A 22,318-nucleotide genomic window follows, 5' to 3' on the forward strand; every position below is an offset into this window, starting at 1 on the left:
GAAGGAGGGGATCGATGTGAGGTACGTGCTGCTATGCCGCCATGGTGCGCACCGCGACGAGCGGTTGACGACCAGCCATCGCGACGGACAAGAAGAATTTCCGATCGACGCTGTCAGCAAGAGGCTGCGTGAGGAACTGGAGCGCGAGGCCCCGCCCGGCCGGCAGGCGATAGCGCTGGAGGCCATTCGTTGTGCCGAAACACCGGTGGCACAAGCCACACTGTGCAAGCTTCTCAACGGTCTGCCAGTCACACATGACCGGTCAGCCCAGGTGGCAATCGAGGAGTCTGATCAGAGGCGAATTCCGATCAAGACGTCGCCTGCGCTAAAAGGACCGCCGGATCTGACACGAACAGACATACAGCGGTTCGCCAAAAGTCTGCTGCAGGCGGCACGCGGCCCGGCCGGGAATGCCGTCCTGGTGGTCGGACATCAACCCACCCTCGGCCGGCTCGCGGACGAGCTCCTTCACGCTGGACGACACATCCCTCTCGGTCGAACATCAACGCCACTGGACCCGTCCGGCATTGTCTGCGTGGCGATCACTGGTGAAGGTGCCCGGAAAAAGGCGTGGATCGCCTGGGCCATCAGTTACGACGACGCGGCGGCAGCTGCCGCCGTGCGTGAAAAAATCACTCTCAAAATGAGCACCGCCAAATCGTTCGGCGGCCTGCTCACCATCGCGCTCACCGTGGTGCTCGGGGTACTTGTCGACAGCAAGAAAGTCGGCACCTTGGACCACCGTCTGCTGCTGTTCCAGCTAAGCGCGGGGCTGTACCTGCTAGCCGCCGGGCTCTACATCGTCACAATGTACAATTACGACTCGTTACTGATGCCGACGCGGTTCTGAGGCGAGGGCGAGAGCAGAAACGACCACCGACCGGCGCGCCGACGATGGCTGGTCGAACGGCCACCCAGCTCGGATGCATGGGTGCTCTATCAGAACATGATGCGCATCTGGCGCAATCTGTTTACCCCTGCGTCCCTGTTTGGGTTCACGGCCACCGTCCTCTTCACCATCGCCGTATTGCACGTCACTCGTTGGGGGATCGGCCTGTCCGTAGTGGTCGCTCTGATCGCCATCTGGTGGATCCACCGCTCGCGACCAATCCTCGGCAGCGAGGATTGAGAGAGGACAGCGAGGACCACAGCAACCCCAATACTGGGCGTGCACGGAGCGATCTATGGGCTGATCGCAAACGGCACCCCGTGCGCCGTGCTGAAGTATCCCCGTGATCTCGGACCCTCGATCGTTATGCCGCGAGGTCGTGTTGGTGCCGTTGCCTGGTCTCGGCTGGGGTAAGGTAGCCGAAGATCTTGTGCTTGCGCAGGCGGCGGCGGTTGTAGAAGGTCTCGATGACCCTGTTGCCCAATTCGGGTGATTCTGTTGACATCGGCTCTCCGGGATGCGGCGGCATAGCTGGTCTTGCTGGTCAGGGGCGTGCGAGGGGAGCCGCCCCAGGGGGGCGAGGTGATGATCGTGTCGATGGGATCGGCTCTGGTGACGGTGTTCCCTCCGGGACGCGTGAGATCGCCCGAGCGGCGTTCCCCAAGGGGTGTCTCGCGATGCGGATCCGCGATCGCCTCGGAGTGGTGTTCTCGGACGAGGAGTTCCGTGAGGCGTTCGGGGACCGCGGTCGTCCGGGTATCTCACCAGGACAGCTTGCCCTGGTGAGCGTCCTGCGGTGCCTGGAGAACCTGACGGACCGGCAGGCAGCACACGCCGCCCGTGAAGGCCATCTCAACGTCCCCCGCAAGCACGTTGAAGAGCTGCCGCTGGAGGCCCGGACCTGCCGCCACCGGACGCGAGACCACACCGGAGGGCACCGTCCTCGTCGATCTGTCGATCTAAGGATGTGGACGGCGAACGTACGCCGCCGCGCCAACAAACTCGCCGACCAACGACGCGCAGCACTCGACCAACTCGGCATGCGCTGGTGGGGGGCCGCGCTCATCACGTAGAAGGCATCACGCAGCGTGGGTTACAACGCCGAGCACCGCTACGAGCCAGGCCCGGTACGGCGCCACCGGACAAACGCGGGAGAGGCCTACGGGGCCATCCCCGCCGGCGTAGGCAATGGTCCCCGGCCCTGAGGCTCCTGGGCAGTACAGGATGTGCTTGATGACGCATCTCCCGATCGACGTCCGGTCTTCCATCCGGCTCTTCGCCTTCTACCTGGCCAGGCACGATCGACCTGGACCTCCTCGACATGGACGGGGTCGACTACAAAGCGCACCTCGTGGCCTCGGCCTCGGCGTTCGAGCAGGTCTTCGCCATCTACACCAACGTCCTTAAGGTCGATGACAGCGGTAAAGTAGTCAACGAGGGGACGCCCAGTACCGGGCAGCACAGTGAATCCGCCGTTACTGTGATCCCGAATACCAGGTCGAGCCGCCGTGTGAGAAGTGGGAACTCGAGCTGCATTGAAACTGCGAAGCGGAAGCCTGCCCACCAAGGCCAGGGAGGCCGTAGTCCAAGTGCGAAGACTCGGAACGCTGGGTCACCGTCCAGCGCATCGTCACCTTCAAGCTGGACCCGTCAGGCTTAGAGTTGATCGTGCCTAAGCATTGGCTACGGTCGCCGTCGGCCGGCTCCTGCATCATGCGCATGTCGTCCTACCCGGGGGTTTGTCCCTGCGGCTGACGCAGGCCCGCTGAGTCCCGCGAGTTGACCCAGTGAGCTCACACGGCCGGCTCCGGCAGATGCCCCAGATACTCGATGACCCGCTCGCGCAGCAGCAGATACTGATCCCAGCGGCGCAACGGACCAGGCGGACGCTTGACCACTCGAGCCGCGGTGACCACCTGCCCCGACATGAACTGTTCGCGTGTCACGTCGAGTTCGACACCACTGGGCAGCCGATTCCACCAGTGGAAACCGTGCTGGACACCATCGAGATGCACCTCGCCGACCATGAGGTCACCGCCGAGGACATCGTTGATGACCAGGGCCGTGATGTCGCAGTGCCCCCAGGCAGGGTTGTCCAGCATCCAGTCCGGCTGATCGTCCGGCGAGCAGGTATCGGCAGCCCAGCTGGCGCGCAGCGCCCTGTCGAGGTCAAGCAGATTCCACGGAGTCATGGCGGCAGCATCGCAGTCACCACTGACACCTCCTGGTCACACCGGACAGGGAGATGACTCGGGATGCCCGCTCACCCGGAAGGCCCTCTGTGCGTGGACACTGACCTTCCTGCAGCCAGCCCGTCAGGATTCAGCGGTCCGGAGTCTGCCGAATTCGCCTCTGCGGTGAAGCGGCTGGGGTGGAAGAAGTCCCACCGGCCGGCAATCTGGGCCACGGTAGTGCCCGGCGGCTGCTCGGCGCGCAGGTCGGCGTGGACACGCTCCAGGCGCAGGTTACGCAGGTAGAACATGAGGGACTGGCCGTGGTGGGCGCGGAAGGCGCGTTGCAGGGTGCGCAGGGGGATGCCGGCGAGGGTCGGTGTGATGGCGTCGGTCACCGTCAGGACCGGGGCCGAGCCGGGGCGGGTGGTGGTGGCCAGGGCGTCGGAGTACTGGTGCGGCAGGGCGTGCAGCAGGGTGGCCACCAGGGTCTCGCCCGGGCGGTAGGCGACCTGGGGGCGGGGGGCAGCCCGTCGGGATTTTGCATCTCGGTGCCGATGAGCTGGATGAGAGAGGTGAGCAAATGCAACCCGGGGGTATCGGGGTCGAGTTCGGGGCTCGTGATGTGCAGCCGCTGCTGCATGGAGTGGCCCAGTTCCCTCTCCAGTTCGCAGGCGATGGCGTGCTGGTCGATGTAGGCGGTGAAGAAGGTGCTGTGCGGCGGGAACCAGGAGTGGATGGCCGGATCCGGCTGCAGTGCGCACAGCTAGGGTCAGGCGCACGGTTGTATCGCGCTGCTGCAGGACGACGCTGCCGCGGTGGGCGACGCAGGAGGCGTAGCGCTCCTGCAGGCCGGGCCCGTGGATCTCGGTGGGGGCGCCGAAGCTGAAACGGGCCAGCGTGACCGGGGCAGCGGTCCCGACGGTACGCCTCCGGACGCAGAAGCCACAGACGATTCCCCTGGCCCCACCACCCTGCGCTGACCTCGCCAGGACTCCTCTCATGACCGCGGCCAGGGTATCCGGAGCCATCCGATCAATCCGCAGGTTGATTACCTCGGGCATAGGACTCGACTCCGTGCCACGCTGACGGACCGCCCAAGGCCCGCTCAACGTGCTCCTGCGACGGATCAAGAGAGCGTCGGGCCGCGTTGACGAACTTCAAGTGCGCCTCGTGCAGGCCAGTGTGAATCGGCCGAAGCTCGTCGAGATCTGTCGGCTGACGGCCGTGGAAGAGGATGGTGAACTCCTCGATGAGGTCGCAGATCTTGTCGGCCGCGGCGGCGGTTTTGGGACTTGCCACAAGAGACAGCGAGTGCAGTGCCGCATTGAACGGCTCCCAGACGACTGTCGGCGGTCGCCTGTCGAGGAAGGCGTGGCGCAGTTCCATCTCCACGGTGCCGAACGCCTGGAGGAACCTTTCGTAGGCCGCAGTCCGTGATTCCTGCAGCCACTGCCGGTTTTGGCTGCGCCGCCCGACCACGCCGCCTGCGATGACGCCCACAACAGTGGCCGCAACACCACCCGCGGTGGAAATCAACAGCCCCCACGGGACAGCCACCTAACGTCTCCCTCACAGCCGAGATCTCGGCCCGGACGGGGCCAAGTACCGCCGTCAGATCATGCCATGCAGAGCGCGAACTGGGGCCAAGCTGCCCCCGGGGCCATCAAACGCAGGTTCAGTCGCGCACGGACCCGGTGGTGGCCCGAACAGGACGAGTAGGAGCGTGACAAGGGCGGGCACCGTCTGTCACGTCACCGGTTCAAGGATCGTCCTTGGTGTCCCACGCGTCCATTTGCTGGCGCAGCAGGTCAGCCTCCGCCGGGGCACACCGTCCCTGACCATGCGGTCACATTATGACCAGTCATTGTGTCCAGCCCAACCAGTCGAGCCGGGTAGGGAATCCTGCTCTCAGGTTCTCGGGAGAGCCGCGTCGTCGCTGCTGGACTGCTCGGCGAGATAGCGCTGCAGGCCGATGTGGCGGAACTGATAGACCGTGCCGACTTGGCGCAGCACGCCGCGGTGTTCGTGCGCGTCCTGGAGGAACGCCATCAACGACCACGGGACGCGGTTGCGCATCGTCAGGCAGACCCTGGTTACGGCGAACTGCGGCCATGCCGTCTCTCGTAATCCGGCGAAGAACCCTGCCGCCAGACCCACGGTGAGCCCAACAGCCAGCCCGCCACCGATCCCGAACGCGGGTATGCCCCAGAAGAAGCCCTTCAGCCCCCACGTGAAGATGCCCCAGGCCCCGAACCCCAGGACGTACAGCGGCACGATCTGGAGGAAGATCCGGCGGTCTTGCACGACCAGCGTTCCCGGCCCGACCCTGACAGCCAGGTCAGCTCGCTCCAGCGTCAGCCTTCCCGTGAGCCTTTCCCAGAGCAAGACCCCGGCGACCCCGCCGGCGATCTGGACAACGCGCGCGTCGATAAACAGGTACACACCGAGCGCTGTCAACAGCGCCGCCAGGAGCCCGAAGGTGAGGGCGGACCGGAACCGGGAGCTCGGATACACGACGGTGGCCTCTGCCTTGCTGAGGGCGACGACGGAAGCGCACCCGGACGCAAGGCCAGCGACCACCATGCCGACAAGCCCCATGCCGAGCCCGAAGGCGAGACCGACGACAAGTCCGACAGTGACGGCACCGATGAGACCGGTCACCAGCGCGGCGGTCAGGAATCGCGGCCCGCTGGGCACCGCCGGGCCGAGTTCCCACCAGGCCAGGTCCGTACTGCCACCGCGATGATCTTCCAGGTGCCGGGCAAGGACGGCGAGCGTGTGACGAGCCTGCTGCGCGGACCAGTGGGGCTGCTTGGTGCGCACGTCCCTGTCCTCGTAGACGGCTGTGATGAAGCGGCTGAAAAGATGGCGCTCCAGCTCGTCGCGCGTGCGCAGGACCGTGGTGTCGCACAGCTCGTCCGGATGCGGAGTCGACTCGGTTGCCCCGACTCGTGGCGGCGGGGCGTAGATGGTGCGCGCGAGGAACAGGCCCAGCGGTGTGCTCAACGTCTGACCGACGGGAGTATCGCTCCCCAGACCGGCGATGACCGCATCCCATCGCTCGGGATGGGGAAGGCCGCGGCGCAGGTAGTCGGCGGCGGGGCCGGGGGTGAGCGGTACCAACTGGATACCGACGGCACCGTCGAGCCGCCTGGCGTCCGGCTGACTCAGGGCGGCGCGGTAGGCGTCGGTGCGGCTCGACAAAACCAAAGGTCTCGTCCGCCAAGCCCTGTTGATCTCGTGCAGGGCCATGGCATGCAGGACGGGCGGAATTTCATCGAACCCGTCCAGAAGCGGCAGAACAAGTCCGCGATCCACCAGTGCCTCGGCCCGGTCGAGCTCCCGCGACTCCGCGGAGGCAGGATGCCTGAGGTCGACGTTGTGGTTGCGACGCAGTTGCTCAGCCATCCACTCTTTCAGACCGTCCTCGTGAGGGTTCCAGGACGCGAGAGAGAACCGCACCGGCACCGGGCCGCTACTCCCCGGTCGCGCCAGTTCCTGCAGCAGACGGATCAGCAGCTCGGTCTTGCCGGATCCTGGCTCGCCCAGCACCACAAGGCGGCGTGTGGGCACCCGCCGGGTGAAAACCTCGCCGATCTGCGTGTAGGCACCCTCCAGCCCTGCCACGTCCACCGGCCAGGCGTCGGCATCACCTGATGAACCACCGGGCAGGCCACGGGCAATCCTGACCACGTCCGCCCAGCCTTCGACCAGTCCGGACTCGGCGGGGTGCCAAGCGACGGGCAGCGCAGAGGAGTCGACCACTTCGTGCTGGGTCGCCTTGGCGTCCGCCTCCCGCTGAACGTCGGCTGCCAACTGCTGCACCACCACGTCCAGGCCCTTCGCGGCGTCGGCGCGGGCCGCGTGGAAACTGGCCACGCTCAGAACGAGCGTCACAGCCGTCACAACCATCGCGAATAAGGTTGAAACCCTCTCCTGCCCGACGTACGACCCCAGTCCCACCGCCAGCACTACGGTGGCTCCTGCCGTCAGCCACAGTCGGTTTCTCAGGCTTTGTGACCCTTGGTTGATCCCCCGCATGCGCACAGTAAGTCATCATGCCGGACCTCACGCAGGTACAGCAGCAGTTGCGACAAGGCCGACCACGCCAGCTGACTATTGGCATGTCAGCATCAGGCACAGACTCTGACCTTGTCATTTATGGTCTGGCGTCGAACGCGGATCGAACTTGGTCAGCGTTTTCGCAGTTCAACGGGCAGGAAGTTGGTCTCCGTCTGATCCTGTGCTCCGTCACAGAGTGGATCAGCGCGAAGGCCGTGACCGTGAGCTTGGTGCACCAGAGCGTCCTGCCGGATGCGTTCGCGGAAGTGCCACACTTCCGCTCGGAGCTGTACGCGTGTCTGGCCGCATGTGACGACGCGTTGTTCGAGCTGTGCGACGCGCTGCTGTGCACGGACGGGCCGGTGCGGACGCTGGTCGATCTCGCGCTCGCGCCCGAACACCGCCGTGGGCATGGAGCTCTGTACGGCGGACTCAACCAGGGCCGGATCGACGTCGCTCGGCTGCGCCGGTGGCGACGCGGGCTGTTGGCCAGGGCGACCAGGGTGTGCAGGATGCCGGCGGACAGGCGGGCGACGCGGCGGCAGTCGACGGTGACTTCGTTGGCGGCGCGCACGCGCGCACACATAAGGTGAGCTCCGACTACCGATATCGGTAGTCGGAGCTTCTCGGACGACGTCGTCAGGCGAAGAACCCGCTTCCCCGAAATCGGATCAGAGGAAAGCTCAGTGCCGTTTGGTCCGGTTCGAGGTGAGCCACCAGGTGATGCCGAAGAAGAAGAGAGTCGCAGCGACCGCAAGCAGTGCAGTCAAAGCGGGGTGCATGCTTATCTCCCTTGACGACGTCGCCAGAAATCGCGCGCGCTGGAGGACTGAGCCCACATTGTGAAGCCTGCCGCAGCGGCGGCCACGATGATGAGAATAACGAGCACCAAGCCGTTCACCTTCTTCTCCTCTTGCGGACCTACAGGATCGCTTTTCCGATGTCGATGACGTCCTTGGCTTTCAGGACATAGTCGATAGCCTTGCTGGCGGACCCACCGTCCTTACCGCCGTAATCAGAAAGGGCCTCAAGGGCCACGTCGGTGGCACATCCACCCGCGAAAGCAGCCACAGCACCGACGCCTGTTTCTGTTGCCCCAGTGAACGCCCCGACTGCCACGCTTTCGCCTCCTCCCTTGAGGCACGACTCGCCGTACTTCGCCCAAGCGATCAGTCCCGACGGGTCGATCCGATTAACGGGGTCACCCTCGGCGTAGAGGTAGGGGTTCTGTTCCTGGCCGGAGGGGTCGGGCTGGGTGAAGCGGCCGATGTTGGGGTCGTAGTAGCGGGCCGCGTAATGGTAGAGGCCGGTGATGTCGTGGTAGCCGCCGGCGAACTGGTAGGGCTGGGCGACCTTTTCGCTGGTCATGGTGGTGCGGGTGACGCCGCGGGGGCTGTAGGCGTACGTGTTGGTCTTCTCACCGGACTCGTCGGTCACGCCGATGACGGAGCCGATGGCGTCGGTGAGGTAGTAGTACGCCTTGCCGCTGCGGGTCATGGAATTCAACGTGCCCCCGGGCTCGCGAACAAATCCCGTGTCCACACCCGCCGTTGAGGCTCCGGCCAGGCCGATGGGCCCGTTGTGGAAGTAGGTGTCCCCCAGGCGGATGCGTTCGCTCTGGTCGGTGGAGCTGTACTGGCCGGTGTAGCTCTTGCCGCCGACGGTGAGGGAGGTGAGCTGGCTGTGGTCCGTCCAGGTCTCACCGGTGCGGGTGTCTTCGGGGGTGGAGGCGCCGGCGGTCTCGTTGCCCACCTTGTCGTAGGACCAGTTGGTCGAGGAGCCGTTCTTGGAGGTGACTTGCTGGGCGTCGTTGATGGTGTAGGTGGTGCCGCCCGGGCAGCCGGCGGCTACGCCCTGGCTGGTGAGGTTGCCGGCCAGGTCGTAGCAGTACAGCCAGGACGAGTTGACCGTGGAGCCCTTCTTCTCCTCGGCGAAGGAGAAGCGGCCCGCCCCGTCGTAGGTGTAGGTCGTCCTCAGGCCGGCGGCGTTGTCGGTCCTGGTGCGGATCTTGTCGCCGTCGGTGCCGGCGTTGGTGCCGTAACCGTAGGTGTACGCGAGGTCGACCAGGGTGCCCTTGGCGCTGGTCGTCTTGATCGCCTTGGGACGCATCGAGTTGTCCAGGGTGTATGTCTGTGTCGTGCCGCCGGGGTACTTGGTGACGGTCCGCTTGTCGTTGCGGTTGTACTCGAACGTGGTCACCCGCCCTTGCGGGTCCTTGAGGGAGGAGAGGGTGTTGACCTCGTTCCAGGTGTAGTCGGTCTTGCCGGCCGGGTCCTGGTAGAAGTCCACGTTTCCGGCGGGCGTGTAGGCGAGGAGGGTCTGCGAGCCGTCCTGCAGGGTGCGGACCGTCTCGCGCTGCAGCGGGTCGAACTCGTACTTGATGGTGCCGGTGGAGTCGTCGCGCTGGCGCAGGTTGCCGTCGCCGTCGTACCAGTAGCGGACCGTGTCGTTGGTGGTCGAGACAGTCTTGATGCGGTCGAGGTTGTCGTAGACGAACACCTTCTTGATGCCGCGGCCGTCGGTGATCGTCTCGGTGCGGCCCAGGCTGTCGTAGGTGTAGGTGGTGGCCCCGAGCGGGGAGGGCGGGGTCGCCTTGGTGAGGTTGCCGTGGTCGTCGTAGGTGAAGGAGGTCTTCACCGTCTTTGACGACGTCATCTTCGTCTCCTGCGCGCAGCGCTGGCCTTCGAAGCCGCCGCAGGTGGGTGTGGAGGGGTTGTAGGTGTAGGAGACGTTGCCGCCGCCGGTGCCGGTCTGGGCGACGGACTTGGTGTTTCCGGCGGTGTCGTAGGTGAACTGGGTTTTCTCGCCGTCGGCGTTGGTGGAGTCCTTGGGCACGTCGCCGCCGGCAATGGTCTGCCAGTTCGACACGGACTGGCCGCCCGTCGGTGACTTGATCGTCTCCAGGTTGTTGCGGGTGTTGAACCCGTAATCCGTGACATTCCCGGCGGTGGACCCGCTGCCCATGGCGTCGGTGGAGGTGTCGATGTTGTGGTTCGCGTCGAACTTCGTCGAGCGCTTGCGGCCGAGCGCGTCGGTGACCTCGGTGACCTGCCCGTCCCCGTCGTGCTTGTACGACGTCGCGTGCTGCTCGGGGTCGGTGGCCTTCGTCGTGCCCGCCGCCGTCGGGCTGGTGGCGGTGTAGCTGTAGGTCCAGGTCGGGCCGGTGTGGCCGTCGCTGTTGAAGCCGGTCCCGCGCAGCATGGAGGTGACGCGGTTGGCGTCGTCGTAGGTGAAGACGGTGACGCGGCCCTCGGCTGTGGTGATCTTGGTGATGCGGCCGGAGGTGTCGTAGCCGAAGGTGGTGGTCTTGCCCTCGGCGTCGGTGGTGCGGGCCAGGTTGCCGTCTGGGTCGAGGTCGAAGACGGCGGTGCGGCCGGAGTTGTCCTTGGCCTGCCACTGCGAGGCGTCCGTCTTGACCAGGTCGATGAAGCGGCCCGAGCGGGTCTCGGTGAGCTTGAAACCCTGATCGTTGCCGGTCTTGCCGTGGCGGGTGACGGTGATGGTGCCCTTGTTGCGGTCGGTGACCTTGGTGAGGCTGCCGCCGGCGTCGTAGGTGTCCTTGGAGCCGGACTTCCAGTTGGTGAGCGTGTAGGTGCCGTCCGTGTTCTTCTTCAGGTCCTTGGAGTAGCCGGCCGGGGTCTTGAAGGTGCCGTCGCTGTTCTTGGTGAAGCGCACGGTGTCGCCGGAGGCGTCGTAGAGGACGATCTCGTTGTCGAAGGTCTCCAGGTAGCGCTCGTACTGCTGCCACCAGCGCTGGGAGACCGTGCCCCAGGGGGCATCGAGGGAGTTGTAGGTGCGGGCCAGGGTCAGGTCCTGCCCGACGCCCGCGATGGAGAAGTCGGTGGCGGCCAGCATCAGGTTGCCGGTCGAGAAGTCGATCCGGGCGGTCAGCGCGTCCGTGATCGCGAAGTCGCTGATCCGGTGCCAGGGCACCGCGCCCTGCCCCTCGGGCACATACACCAGCAGCGTCGGGTCGGCGGCGCTTCGGGCGGCGGCCGGGGTGCCGCCCTGGGCGCGCTTCTTCTGCGCCGCGCGCCACACCGCGACCTCGTCGGTCGGGGTCCGCTCGGCCTCGGACGCCACCGGCCGGTTGGAGCCGACTTTCACCTCGGGCATCGAGAACGACGGGGCGTCCTTGCCCCACGCCGAGGACGGATCGTTCGCGGCGCTCGCGCCGGTGGCCGCGGGCAGCAGCGCCACGGCCAGCGCGCTGGACGCCAGCACCGCCAGCGCGGCCGTCCGCGATCTGTTGCGGGCACGCGAAAGGAGCGCACCTTCAGTGCGTTGCATCAAGACTTCCCCCCACAGGAAGACACATCTCGTTGACCCCAATGGTCACGAGGAGCACACACGTTCACACAAAAACCCCACAGAACAGCGCGGGCTGCCCCCGAAGCCGTTCTTCATGCGGGACGGAACCAGCCCCTCCCCTACCGGTCGGCAAACCGTCATATACCGGCCACGGTTGCGCGTGTCGCGGTCTGAAGTTGTGCGCTGCACGTATATGAGCGGCGAGAGGATGACGGAAAACCCACGACCCCGGGCCCCCGCATGGCACCTTCGACGCTAGGGACGAGGGCCCGAGTCCACACCGGCGTGACCCGGCACCGCAGTTGGCTGATCCTGCTCCGGCGCATTCGCGGCCGCCGGCGCGGCGAACAGTCCCGGCTCCGCCTCGGTCAGCCAGCCCCGCTCGACGTTCGAGCGGAAGCCCTCGACCTTGCTCTTGTCCGTCGACAGGCCCAGTGCCGCACGCAGATGATGTGCCCGCATCGGATGCACCGCGTCAGCGAGGACCTCGACGATGTCCTGGTACACGGGCGGCAGTTCCGCAGCGGCCAGGCCGGGGTGGTAGTCGGGGATCAGACGCACCCCCACCGGCGACCCCGCCGCCGCCCGGACCTCACCCATCAGGCCCGGATCCACCGGCTCGGTCTCCCTTATTTCCTGGCCCGGTACGGTGACGTCACCGGACAGGATGTCCGTCATCGTCTCCCGCGTGATCTCCAGCCGCGCAAGCACCGCTGCATTATCGGCCAGCTGTTCGGTCCTGCAGTTCGCCGATCTGCTCCCGCTCGACAGCTTCCCGCCGCTCGATCTCCTCCTGCCACGAAACCATCGCCACCATTCCGGAAGGCCCAACCAGTCGACACCACGACGATCGAGCACATAGCACCCGCTCAGCAACACCCAGGCCAACGCCAATACGCCCGCACCCCATGGAATTCCGGTCCAACGCTGACCGCCCTCACTCGGGAGCAGGTTGGGGGGCAATGAGTCAGCGCCTCCGCTTACGCGTCGACCGCCCGTAAATGATCATCGCGATGATGACGGCTATCGCCCTCAGGAAAATGATCAACCCCGCGGTCCCGTCGGGCATGAGCCGCCCGCTGTTCGCAAGCGGAATCTGTTCCAACTGCCTCATTGTTCTCCTCTCTGCACCACGCCTACGACCAGGCGTCAATTGCAGAATTCTCGACTTCGTTGCCGATGTACTCAGCTGCAGTGAAGCAGGCAGCGCCTACAACGAAGGCACCTGCTCCCATGGTCGGAGCACCCGCAAGTGCAGCTCCTGCAACCGGCTGGTCGGGAAGCCTGTCGGCAGCGGCGCGCAACACAGCCATGGCTGCCTCGCGGGTCGCGTCGGATCCCCAAGTCGCGCTGCATGTCGCGGTGCCCGCACCGGCAGCGAAAAGCGCGACCCCAGCGCCGAGGCCTTGTCCAACTTCCTCAATGAACAGTTGAAACCGGACGACCCATGGGGATCGTCCGGTCGACCGGGTCGCGCATGATGTACAGGACGGCTTTCAGTTCCGGCTGCCCTTGGCGACCCAACCGAATAGGGCGACCAGGCCTGCGAAAAAGGCAATGAGGAAGAATCGAACAGAGCCGACCACGTCCGCCTTCCGAAGTGGTGAACATCTGCTGTCCGTTCTCAGGCTCTGGTCCACTCTCTGTGGTGTGACCGCGAGTCAGTTTGCGGATGTCGGTACGAGCCGGCGGCACCGCTTGCCGGTTGCTGCGAGGCAGCGTCTTCAAGATTCTCGTTCGCCGGTTTTCGCCTGGTCATGTCCGGTGGACTCCATGAAGTCCAGCATGAGGCGATTCACTTGTTCGGCGTGGTCTATCTGCGGCCCGTGGCCTGTGCCGGCGACGATCTCGACCCGGGAGCCCGGTATCAGCCGGGGAACGCGCTCGGCCTGCCGCCGCGGGTGCAGGATCAGGCTGCGCTTTCCGATCACCAGGTACAACGGCGTGCGAATACCGGCCAGTTCCGCGTCGGACAGGGGCAGGGGCGCCGGGCGGCGAATGCGGAAGGCACGTCTGCTGGCGTGGATCATGGCGCGCAGTTCCGGTACGACCAGTGCGGGCTGGTCGAGCCAGGCCGCGAGGCGGGGGCGCAGCGCCTTGGGGGCGAAGGTGGCGAAGAGGCTGAGGAAGATCCAGGTGAAGAAGCGCAGCCCGATCTTCTCCAGGCCGCCGGGGTCGAGGAGGGTGGCCGAGGCGAGGCGTTCGGGCTTGCGGTGTGCCTGGTTGAGGGCGAGCCAGCCGCCGTAGGAGGAGCCGACAAGGTGTACCTGGTCGAGGCCGAGTCCGGCCAGGGTCTCGTCCAGCCACTGTGCCGCGTGGTCGGGCTGGTGGATCGGGGCGCGCTGCACACTGCGGCCGGGATCTCCCGGGGTGTCGAGCGCGTAGACCGGGCGGGCGGCGCTCAGCGCGGGGGTGTTCGGATACCACATGGCCGAGCAGGAGCCTGCGCCGTGCAGAAGGACAACGGGGGTGCGGGCGCGGGCGGCCGCATCGGCGGGATCGTAGCGGTAGACGTGTGTGGTGCCGAAGGTCGTCTCCACCTCCTGTTCCGCGGACGCGGTGGCTCCCAGGGCGAAGACCGCGTCGCACGCTGCGAAGTACCGCTCGCGTCGGGTGACGTCGAGGTAGCGGCCGACATCGGCCGGAGGACGCGGGACGGACTCGGGCACGGTTCCCTCCAAGAGGTCGGAACAGTTGATGATACGAACGTACCATGATGTGTGGTACAGCTGTATCAATGTGAGGCTGGGGCCCAGCCCCGACAGCCCTGGCTCGTGGAAGTGGAGAAACAGATCGTGCCCAAGCGGGTGGACCATGCAGAACGGCGGACCGAAATCGCGGAAGCTCTTATCCGCGCCTCCGGACGGCTCGGCCTCCATGCGGTGGGGATGCGTGACGTGGCGGCGGAAGCAGGAGTATCCCTTCGGCTGGTGCAGTACTACTTCGAGTCCAAGGAGAAGCTGCTCCTGTTCGGGCTGCGACATGTGACAGAACGTTTCGGGCGCCGCGTGGCCGCCCGCGTCCAGGCCGCCGGGGACGATCCGGGACCGCGCGCGATCATCGAGGCGCTGCTCTGGGCGGCGCTGCCCACCGACGAGGAAAGCCGGGTGTTCCACCACCTGTACACGGCCTACGCGGTCCTGTCGGTCACCGACGCAACGCTCGCGGCTCAGCCGTACATCAAGGAACCCGACACCGCCGAAGCCACCGTCACCAAACTGCTCACACAGGCGGCGACGGACGGCCAGTTGCGGCCTGGAACGGATCCGCACACAGAGGCGATCAGCTTGCTGGCCATGTCCGCAGGACTGGGCACCAGCATCCTGGTAGGCCAGCGCAGCACCGAGTCCGCCGCCGCAGTCCTCTCCTACCACCTCGACCGGATCTTCCTCGACTGTGCGCCCCAGGCGCAGACGTAGCCGTCGGCGATGTCAACGGACCATGACTGTGAGAGTTGCCGGGGGCTTCGGTCTATTTCATCTGGTAGCAGCCTGTAGCGTTGTCGCATGCTCCTGGCGAAGACGTCTGGCCTGCCTGGTACGCAGCCGCGTGCCACCCCTACCTGAAGGCGGCAGCCCTCCTGCACACCCTGGCGCGGCTGCCCTGCCTGGAGCACTCCAACGCCGCCTTCGCCTGGCACGCCACCGAGGCCTACCTGATGCTCCACGAACGACGCCTGGACTACCCGGTCAAGGCCGCCGCCGAGCTGGTGCGCGACGCCGCCACCAGCGCCCAAGGCGTCGCCTCCATCGCACGCCAGCTGCGCGACTGGACCGTCGCCTGAAACCGCCTCGCGCTGGTCGGCATCGTCCCGTGGCCCGGCGGCGAGGCCGCCCCAGCGCGGTGCGCCCGAGCGCGGCCCAGATCCCTCGGGGGCGTGTCTGGTCCTGAGGTCTTCCTCCGCCGCCGGGCCGCGGCGCACTACCCTCAGGCCTCGCTTCGGCGCCGGCTGCCCCGGCGGGATGTGCCTCACTTCACCCGCTGGTGCGCCCGTCGGCGGAACACCCTGCCCGGCACGGCGTTGAGAGGGGTGTGGCTGCGGAGAGGGCAGTGTCCCCGGGCCTCACCTATAGCCGATGGGCACGATCGCCTGCGCTGAAGCCCCATGGAGCCTTCCGCCTGCCACACCCCATGCGGCCCTGGCTGGTCTCCCCCCGTCCAGCCAGGGTCTTTTCTTGTGCCCAGTGGCGGGCGATCGCCGCCCTGCGAGCAAGCCGCGCACCGGCCACGGGCCAGGGCAGCGCGGGTCCGCGGGCTGCACAGAACCACGCCTGGCACCGCGGTGATGAGGTCCCTCAGTGCCTGCTCACACGTTGCCAGCGCCGTCGCCGGCGCAAATTGCGGCATTGGCTCTCCCCCGGTCCGCGGCCAAGACCTCGCGGTCGCCATGGCGATGCCGACCGCCACTCTGCGGCCGCGAGGGCGCCTCCGGCACCACCCGCTGGAACAACTCCCACAGCTCATCCGGTTCCAGCCGCTCAACAATCCCCACACCGTGGGTTACCGACCGCAAGAGGAAGGCCCGTGGTCAGCGCCCCAGACCTGCGGACGCGGGCCTGCGGACGCGGATCTGCGGACGCGCAGCTAGGAACGGGCGGTGTTTTTGCTGGCGCCCGGCGGGTGGCCGGTGACGCGTTTGAAGGCGCGGCTGAAGGCGGCCTGCGAGGTGTAGCCGAGGCGGCTGGCCACGGACTGGATCGGCAGCGTGCCTTGGGCCAGCCACTGCCCGGCGAGGAGCATCCGCAGTTCCGTGGCGTAACGGAGGGGCGGCATGCCGATCGTGGCCTGGAACCGGTCGGCGAACACGGACCGGGAGACATGGCACTCCGCCGCCAACTCGGCCACCGTCCACGGGTGTTCCGGCTTCCGGTGCAGGGCCAGGATCGCGCGGGCCAAGCGCGGGTCGCGCAGCGCGGCCACGAGACCGGCAGAGTTGTCGCAACCGCATTCGACCCAGCCCCGCACGATCATGGCCGCCGCCACCTCGGCCAGCCGGGCGAGCACTCCGGCGAAGCCCACACGACCGGAGCAGACCTCGCGCTTCATGGAGGCGAGGATCGGCATGAGCCCGGGATACCGCGTGCCCGTGGCATCGACCAGCATGACATCGGGCATCAGCGCGCTCAGGCCCTGCATTCCGCCGAGGTCGAAGTCCATGTAGCCGGTGAAGAAGATCGCGCCGGGGTCCGGATGGGTGCTCGGGCAGGTGTCCACGCCGCTCACCGCGTCACCGAGGTGGACCGCGTCGAAACTGTCGATGCCGCGGGCCGGGATGTCCGGACCGGAGAGCAGCTGGTGGGACGCGCCGTGCGGCATGAAGACGGCGTTGCCGGCGGCGAGTTCGTGGAGCGTCCCGTCCTCGGTGCGCAGGACGGCGGAGCCGACGGCGAGGAAGTGGAAACAGGCACGTCCCGGCTTGGCGTCGAAATGGAGCCCGAATCGTGCGCCGACCTGTACGCGGCGGTACCGGACCCCGCGCAGCCGCATGCTCGTCAGTAGCTCGCTGATGAGATCCGACGACAGGCTGTAGTGCTCTCCGGCGTCTGCGGCGGGGGCGCTGTCCGGGGCTCCGTCCCGGGATCCGCCTGAGGAGCCCTCGGAGTACCCGCCCGGGGTTTCGGTCAAATATCGCGGACTTACTGTCATAGCCCATCCTGAATCTCGCATGCAGGCTTGACTCGAACCTTTCACGCGAGTCAAGGGAAGTAAAGAAGTTGAGCAGTGATGTGTGCGGCACGGTGACCGATGCCGGCCGCGGGGAATCCTCCGGTGCACTATCGACGCCGCCCGAACCGGTCTCGTCCTCCTGGGCAGCGGTACTCTCCCTGGCGGTAGGCGTCTTCGGGCTGCTGACGGCGGAGTACCTGCCGGCCAGCCTGCTGACCCCGATCGCCTCCGACCTGGGAGTCTCGCAAGCTCTGGCCGGGCAGGCGGTGACCGTCACGGCGGTGGCGGCGATGCTGTCCGGACTGCTGACCGCCAGCTGGACGAGGAAGATCGACCGGCGGCTCGTGCTGCTCGGCTTCACCGTCCTGCTGATCGTCTCCAACCTGTTGGTGGCCACCGCCACCAACATCACCATGCTGATGCTGATGCGCATACTCCTGGGCATCGCGCTCGGCGGCTTTTGGAGCATGGCGGCGGCCGTAGCGATGCGGCTGGTGCCCGCCCCGCTGGTGCCGCGCGCTGTGTCGGTCATCTTCAGCGGTATCGCGGTGGCGACCATCGTGGCCGTGCCGCTCGGCAGCTACCTCGGCGACCTGGCCGGCTGGCGCAGCACCTTCTGGGCGGCGGCCGGGCTCGGCGTCCTGACGCTGGTCTTCCAGATGTTCGCGCTGCCCCCGTTGAAGCCCCGGGGCACGGCACGGCTGGGCACGCTGTGGGAGGTGCTGCGGCGCCCCGGATTCGGGCTGGGCATCGCGGGAATGCTGCTGGTCCACATCGGGCACTACGCGCTGTTCACCTACATCCGGCCGGCGCTGGAAAGCGTGGTGAAGGTCGATACCGGCAAGCTGACCCTGGTGCTGTTCGTCTTCGGCGTGGCCAACTTCGTCGGCACGCTGGCGGCCGGCCGCCTCCTGGAATTCAGCCTCCGCCTGACGCTGGCACTGACGCCCGCCCTGATGGCCCTCGCCGCCCTCGGCCTGGCCCTGCTACCCGCCGGGCAGGCCGGGTACGTGGCGCTGGTCATCCTCTGGGGCCTCGCCTTCGGCGGTGTATCGGTGGCCTGGTCCAACTGGGCCACGCGCATGGTGCCCGACCAGGCGGAGAGCGCGGGCGGCCTCGTCGTGGTGGGCGTCCAGTCCGCGATCGCGGGCGGGGCCGCGGCGGGCGGCGTGCTCTTCGGTTTCGGCGGCGTCCTGACCGTCTTCACCGTCTCAGGCGCCGTATTGCTCGCCTCCGCACTGCTGATCGCCCTGCGGGTGGCTGCGCCTCGCCGGACCGTGACCGGCTGACCGCCACCCGCCACCCGCCACCCGCCACCCGCCACCCGCCACCGGAAGTTGAGCCAGAACCCGAGAAGCGACAGCCCTCTCTCCGATTCCGGTCCGCGGCGGAGCCGCCGCAGACCGCCCGTCCTGGACGCCGTCCAGGACGGGCGGTCTGATGTCACTTGTGTTGCACGCCGTGCCTCCCGTCCAGGGGCGCCAGCCGCCGACTGAGCTCAAGGACCTGCTCGATGGTCCGGGGGGCGTCGGCGCCACGGAAAACGGGGACCGGACGGGCTCCGGGCCCGATGAGTACGCCGGTCTGCCCCTCGAGTGAGGCATCGGTGGCCGCGAAGACCGACGGCGAGGCGGCCGCCGACGCGGGCCCGGCGGTGGCGCGCGTGAAGGTCCGGCGCACCAGCGGCCACAGCAGGCGCAGGGGCGGGGAGACGATCTTCGGTGAGGTCATGGTGCCGTCGGTCATGCTGGTGGCGGCGCCGCCGGGGTCGGCCGCGAAGACGGTGACGCCGCTGCCGCGGAGGCGTTCGGCCAGGTGAAGGGTGTAGGCGAGGTTGGCGAGCTTGGCCCGGCCGTACCAGTGGAAGCCGTAGTAGCCGCCCGGCGGTTCCACCGCGTCGAAGGTGCGCCTGGCGGCCTTGACGGCGGCGGAGGTGACGTTGACGATCCGGCTCGGGGCGGCCGCCCCGAGCCGGTCGAGCAGCAGCTCGGTCAGCAGATACGGCGAGAGGTGGTTGACGGCGAAGGACGACTCGATGCCGTCGATGGTCTGCCGACGCTGGGGGAACATCGCACCGACGTTGTTGACCAGCACCTTCAGCGGACCTTCGGCCGCCAGGTGCGCGGCCAGCGCCCGCACCTGGTCGAGCGAGGCGAGGTCGGCGGTCACGAATCGCGGTGCGGCCCCGGTCGCCACCGCCGCGATCTCCTCGATGGCGCGCGTGCCGCGCTCGGCGTTGCGGCCGACGACCGTCACGGCGTAGCCCTGCCGCGCGAGTCCCTTCGCGGTCTCCAGGCCGATGCCCCCGGTCCCCGCCGTCACCACTGCCCGCTCGCTCATGACCCCGCCCCTCACTGCCGCACACCAAATGGATAGTTATCCGTTTCGATGGGCGCACGCTAACACAACCGGATAGGTATCCGGTTGGTGCGGGGAAGGCGAACAGCCCGACGGACCGCCGGGCCGACACAGGCAGGGAAGGGGGTGCGCCGCCGTCAGCGCGGGACGCGCAGACCCTCCAACAGAACGTCCAGGTAAAGGTCCCGGCGCGCACCGCCCCCGGCGTGCACCGCATGGTGCACACCGCACAGCAAACGGCGCACGTCCTCGGCATCGACACCGTCTCGGATCGCGCCACTGAGCCGGGCTCGGTCCAGCAGGCCGGCGACCGCCTGGTCGAGCTCGGCCCTCATGTCCGAGGTCTGCGCATGGGCATCGGCCGAAGATTCCAGCACGGCAGCGAAGTCCGGGTCATCCAGCATGCGGTCGAGCGCGAAACGCAGCAGACGGCGCAGGCCCGCGCGCGGGTCACCGGCGGCGACCGCCGCCTGCGCCTGTGCGACCAGTTCCCGGAAGCGTTCCGCCGAGAGCGCCTCGACCAGTGCATGGCGGTTGGGAAAGTGCCGGTAGACCGTCCCGACCCCCACCCCGGCAAGCCGGGCGATGGCGTTCAGCTGCAGTGACGTGTCACCAGCGGCCAGCTGCTCACGGGCGATCCGCAGGATCCGGGCCCGATTGCGCACCGCATCCGCCCGCAGCTCCGTCTCCTGCCCCGCCCTCGATGTCACGACCCCAGCATAAGCAGCCAGCACGACCCAGGCAGAACCGAGCCGAGACGCACAGCCACACACGCCCGACACCGAACGACGACAACGCACACTCAACCCCTGCCAAGCCCGGCGGCTGCAGCACTGTCGCATCTCGTGGTGCGCGGGCTGGACCGGGCATGGGGTGCGACGGTGGGGCGCGGTCGGCGGGAGCGGGAGGGGATCTCACTGGTGTGAGCGGTGCACAAGAGGATCTGCGCAGCCGGGGGTTGGGGTCAGACCAGCGGGGCGATCGGCAAGGAGGCGCGCTTGCGGAGCGTTTCCAGGACCGTCGTCTGGCCTGTTCGGACACGCTGATACACATCTGAGCGGCTGCGACGCCGCGCCTGATACGTGGATGAAACCCGCCGGCGGATCGCTGGGTCCAGGCTCGGGGCCCGGCGGGACGGCTGCTGCCGTTCCGCGTACCAGCCCGCCGGAGAACGGCCAGCGGCAGACGAAAGGGGAGCCACTCATGCACACGTCGACAGGCCGGAGGGCGGTCGCCGCCCTGACGGCAGGGGCCGCGATGACCGCGACCCTGATGGCCGCCTCACCGGCACAGGCCATCCTGGGTGGCACCGAGTCGACCCACGCCTACTCGTTCATGGGCTCGTTCCAGCCGTCCTACCCCGCGCCACCGCGTCCGGACGGGCACGGTTGTGGGGTGGAGGTCCTTGCACCGCGATGGGTGCTGACTGCCAGCCACTGCGCCGGCCGGAACCCGACCAACGCGAAGACGGGTGTCCCGAAGGGCTGGAAGGTCCGGGTGGGGTCGCTGGACACCACGTCCGGAGGCGAGATCGCCGAGGTCGACCACTACTACCGGCTGGCGACGAATCGGGACGAGGGAGGGTTCTGGGGCCGGGACATGGCGTTGATGCACCTGAGGACCCCGGTCAAGGCCAAGCCCGTACGGATCGCTTCGACCACGCCGGCGGACAACACGCCCGTCCGCATCATTGGTTGGGGCATGACCTGCGAGGACACCGGCAACCCGGACTGTTTCCCTGCGCGGTTGAGGGAAGCTGACACCGTGGTGCAGCCGGTCTCGACGTGTCCGTCAGCCAGCAGCGGAGAGTTGTGCATCGGTAGCCAGGACGGCAGCGTCGCCGCGTCGAACATGGACTCCGGTGGGCCCGCGCTGGTCCGCGACGGCAATTCCGGTGATGAGTGGGCCGTGGCCGGTGTGGTCAGCGGCCCCGACGAAACCGGCAAGACGCTGTACACCGATGTCACCAAGCACGCCGACTGGATCAACGGCATCATCAAGGGCACCGACGTACCCCCCGATGATCTGATCCCGGACGTGGAAGGCACGGCGGACCTGGCCAGCTGCACAGGCTCGGTGGTCCGCACCCCCAACTCGCGGCCGCGGGACCCGGCCTTGCTGCTGACCAACGGTCACTGCGTGGAAGGAGAGCGGCCCTCGCCCGGAACCGCGCTGGTGGACCAGCCCGCCGACCGCAAGGTGCCCATCGTCGACCGTCAGGGCTACCCGCGGACCACCGCCCGTGCGAAACGGCTGGTGTACGCGACGATGACCGGCACCGACATCGCGCTCTACCGCCTGGACAAGACCTACGCGCAGCTGAAGGCCGAAGGCGCGAAGATCTTCCAGCTCACCACCACTCCCGTCCGCGCGGGCGACACGCTGGCCCTGACCAACACCGGCAGCCGCCTCAACTGCACCGCGGAGGCCGTGGTCCCGCACCTGCGGGAGGGCGGCTACCAGGAGGACGACTCGATCCGTTACGCCACCAGCGATGACTGCGCTCCCTGGCACGGCAGTTCCGGTTCGGCGCTGCTGGCCCCCGACAACACCACGGTCGTGGGAATCCACAACACCCACAACGACAGCGGCGAGGACTGCGCCGACAACAACCCCTGCGAAGTGGGCCCGAACGGGGAGGTGACCTCCCGGAAGGGCCGTGCCTACGGCCAGCAGGTGTACATGATCACGGCCTGTCTGGCCAAGGGATCGCAACTGGACCTCTCCCGCCGGGGCTGCACACTCACCGGCGCCACGCCCCGTTCCGACCGCCCCGACAGCCGCCCCGGTCACCGGAGTCAGCACAGCGGCCCCCGCTCCCATACATCCTGACCCGATCGGCGACCGGCGAGCCGGG

At 67.5% G+C, this 22,318-nt stretch carries 17 protein-coding genes and 3 pseudogenes; 9 read left to right on the forward strand and 11 right to left on the reverse strand.

What is annotated here, in order from left to right; genetic code table 11:
* The first annotated feature begins 16 nt into the window (after nucleotides 1-16).
* From ABZ877_RS30660 to ABZ877_RS30670, 3 genes are all read left to right on the forward strand, one after another.
* Entirely contained in the window at nucleotides 17-850 is an 834-nt protein-coding gene (locus ABZ877_RS30660) for a hypothetical protein (RefSeq protein WP_361077640.1), read from the forward strand.
* Between the two features lie 81 nt (nucleotides 851-931).
* Entirely contained in the window at nucleotides 932-1,129 is a 198-nt protein-coding gene (locus tag ABZ877_RS30665) for a hypothetical protein (protein WP_361077642.1), read from the forward strand.
* A 437-nt stretch (nucleotides 1,130-1,566) separates the two neighbouring features.
* Nucleotides 1,567-1,962: a helicase associated domain-containing protein gene (locus tag ABZ877_RS30670; protein WP_361077645.1), complete on the forward strand. Its 396-nt coding sequence runs from the start codon at nucleotides 1,567-1,569 to the stop codon at nucleotides 1,960-1,962.
* 720 nt (nucleotides 1,963-2,682) lie between these two features.
* Here ABZ877_RS30670 and ABZ877_RS30675 read toward each other — a convergent pair.
* The 4 genes from ABZ877_RS30675 to ABZ877_RS30690 all read right to left on the reverse strand — a co-directional run bounded on the left by ABZ877_RS30675 (nucleotide 2,683) and on the right by ABZ877_RS30690 (nucleotide 7,035).
* Nucleotides 2,683-3,081: a hypothetical protein gene (locus ABZ877_RS30675; protein WP_361077648.1), complete on the reverse strand. Its 399-nt coding sequence runs from the start codon at nucleotides 3,079-3,081 to the stop codon at nucleotides 2,683-2,685.
* A 71-nt stretch (nucleotides 3,082-3,152) separates the two neighbouring features.
* Nucleotides 3,153-3,545: a helix-turn-helix domain-containing protein gene (locus ABZ877_RS30680; protein ID WP_361077651.1), complete on the reverse strand. Its 393-nt coding sequence runs from the start codon at nucleotides 3,543-3,545 to the stop codon at nucleotides 3,153-3,155.
* Nucleotides 3,546-4,095: 550 nt separating this feature from the next.
* Nucleotides 4,096-4,620 carry a hypothetical protein gene (locus ABZ877_RS30685; protein ID WP_361077654.1) on the reverse strand — a complete coding sequence of 175 codons (525 nt, stop codon included), beginning with the start codon at nucleotides 4,618-4,620 and terminating at the stop codon, nucleotides 4,096-4,098.
* Nucleotides 4,621-4,971: 351 nt separating this feature from the next.
* Entirely contained in the window at nucleotides 4,972-7,035 is a 2,064-nt protein-coding gene (locus ABZ877_RS30690) for an NACHT domain-containing protein (RefSeq protein WP_361077657.1), read from the reverse strand.
* A 311-nt stretch (nucleotides 7,036-7,346) separates the two neighbouring features.
* Between ABZ877_RS30690 and ABZ877_RS30695 the strand changes: the two are divergent.
* Nucleotides 7,347-7,592: pseudogene (locus ABZ877_RS30695) on the forward strand (transposase); the annotation flags it as partial.
* A 454-nt stretch (nucleotides 7,593-8,046) separates the two neighbouring features.
* Here ABZ877_RS30695 and ABZ877_RS30700 read toward each other — a convergent pair.
* Both ABZ877_RS30700 and ABZ877_RS30705 read right to left on the reverse strand, forming a co-directional pair.
* A complete protein-coding gene (locus ABZ877_RS30700) occupies nucleotides 8,047-11,241 on the reverse strand; it encodes an RHS repeat-associated core domain-containing protein (protein ID WP_361077724.1) in 3,195 nt (1,064 codons plus the stop codon).
* Nucleotides 11,242-11,691: 450 nt separating this feature from the next.
* On the reverse strand, nucleotides 11,692-12,114 hold the full coding sequence (locus ABZ877_RS30705) for a hypothetical protein (protein ID WP_361077659.1): 423 nt from the start codon (nucleotides 12,112-12,114) through the stop codon (nucleotides 11,692-11,694).
* Nucleotides 12,115-12,437: 323 nt separating this feature from the next.
* On the opposite strand from ABZ877_RS30705, the gene ABZ877_RS30710 reads away from it, so the two are divergent.
* A complete protein-coding gene (locus ABZ877_RS30710; protein ID WP_361077662.1) occupies nucleotides 12,438-12,917 on the forward strand; it encodes a hypothetical protein in 480 nt (159 codons plus the stop codon).
* Nucleotides 12,918-13,160: 243 nt separating this feature from the next.
* On the opposite strand, the gene ABZ877_RS30715 is transcribed toward ABZ877_RS30710, so the two are convergent.
* Nucleotides 13,161-14,105, reverse strand: coding sequence for an alpha/beta fold hydrolase (locus ABZ877_RS30715; protein WP_361077665.1), 945 nt, complete (start codon nucleotides 14,103-14,105; stop codon nucleotides 13,161-13,163).
* A 126-nt stretch (nucleotides 14,106-14,231) separates the two neighbouring features.
* Here ABZ877_RS30715 and ABZ877_RS30720 point away from each other — a divergent pair, with 126 nt between their 5' ends.
* A complete protein-coding gene (locus ABZ877_RS30720) occupies nucleotides 14,232-14,855 on the forward strand; it encodes a TetR/AcrR family transcriptional regulator (RefSeq protein ID WP_361077726.1) in 624 nt (207 codons plus the stop codon).
* 140 nt (nucleotides 14,856-14,995) lie between these two features.
* Nucleotides 14,996-15,220, forward strand: a pseudogene (locus ABZ877_RS30725) (fic family toxin-antitoxin system, toxin component); the annotation flags it as partial.
* A gap of 582 nt (nucleotides 15,221-15,802) precedes the next feature.
* Here ABZ877_RS30725 and ABZ877_RS30730 read toward each other — a convergent pair.
* Nucleotides 15,803-15,928: pseudogene (locus ABZ877_RS30730) on the reverse strand (IS5/IS1182 family transposase); the annotation flags it as partial.
* Nucleotides 15,929-16,020: 92 nt separating this feature from the next.
* Entirely contained in the window at nucleotides 16,021-17,061 is a 1,041-nt protein-coding gene (locus ABZ877_RS30735; protein ID WP_361077667.1) for an AraC family transcriptional regulator, read from the reverse strand.
* 101 nt (nucleotides 17,062-17,162) lie between these two features.
* Here ABZ877_RS30735 and ABZ877_RS30740 point away from each other — a divergent pair, with 101 nt between their 5' ends.
* Nucleotides 17,163-18,392, forward strand: a complete 1,230-nt coding sequence (locus ABZ877_RS30740; protein WP_361077670.1) for an MFS transporter — start codon at nucleotides 17,163-17,165, stop codon at nucleotides 18,390-18,392.
* Between the two features lie 154 nt (nucleotides 18,393-18,546).
* Here ABZ877_RS30740 and ABZ877_RS30745 read toward each other — a convergent pair whose 3' ends face one another.
* Entirely contained in the window at nucleotides 18,547-19,443 is an 897-nt protein-coding gene (locus ABZ877_RS30745; RefSeq protein ID WP_361077674.1) for an SDR family NAD(P)-dependent oxidoreductase, read from the reverse strand.
* A gap of 155 nt (nucleotides 19,444-19,598) precedes the next feature.
* Nucleotides 19,599-20,171 (reverse strand): TetR family transcriptional regulator, encoded by a 573-nt coding sequence (locus ABZ877_RS30750; protein WP_361077676.1) that lies wholly within the window; start codon nucleotides 20,169-20,171, stop codon nucleotides 19,599-19,601.
* A 493-nt stretch (nucleotides 20,172-20,664) separates the two neighbouring features.
* Here ABZ877_RS30750 and ABZ877_RS30755 point away from each other — a divergent pair, with 493 nt between their 5' ends.
* Nucleotides 20,665-22,293, forward strand: coding sequence for a serine protease (locus tag ABZ877_RS30755; protein WP_361077679.1), 1,629 nt, complete (start codon nucleotides 20,665-20,667; stop codon nucleotides 22,291-22,293).
* Nucleotides 22,294-22,318 lie beyond the last annotated feature (25 nt).

Origin of the sequence: Streptomyces sp. NPDC046939, from assembly GCF_040644575.1 — a bacterium.
Lineage (GTDB): Bacteria > Actinomycetota > Actinomycetes > Streptomycetales > Streptomycetaceae > Streptomyces.

Excerpts from the sequence above, each read along its gene's own strand:
- ABZ877_RS30710 (WP_361077662.1), top strand. The coding sequence starts at position 12,438 with ATGATCATCGCGATGATGACGGCTATCGCCCTCAGGAAAATGATCAAC.
- ABZ877_RS30705 (WP_361077659.1), bottom strand. The coding sequence starts at position 12,114 with ATGACGGACATCCTGTCCGGTGACGTCACCGTACCGGGCCAGGAAATA.
- ABZ877_RS30675 (WP_361077648.1), bottom strand. The coding sequence starts at position 3,081 with ATGACTCCGTGGAATCTGCTTGACCTCGACAGGGCGCTGCGCGCCAGC.
- ABZ877_RS30700 (WP_361077724.1), bottom strand. The coding sequence starts at position 11,241 with ATGCCCGAGGTGAAAGTCGGCTCCAACCGGCCGGTGGCGTCCGAGGCC.
- ABZ877_RS30745 (WP_361077674.1), bottom strand. The coding sequence starts at position 19,443 with ATGAGCGAGCGGGCAGTGGTGACGGCGGGGACCGGGGGCATCGGCCTG.
- ABZ877_RS30755 (WP_361077679.1), top strand. The coding sequence starts at position 20,665 with ATGCACACGTCGACAGGCCGGAGGGCGGTCGCCGCCCTGACGGCAGGG.
- ABZ877_RS30670 (WP_361077645.1), top strand. The coding sequence starts at position 1,567 with ATGCGGATCCGCGATCGCCTCGGAGTGGTGTTCTCGGACGAGGAGTTC.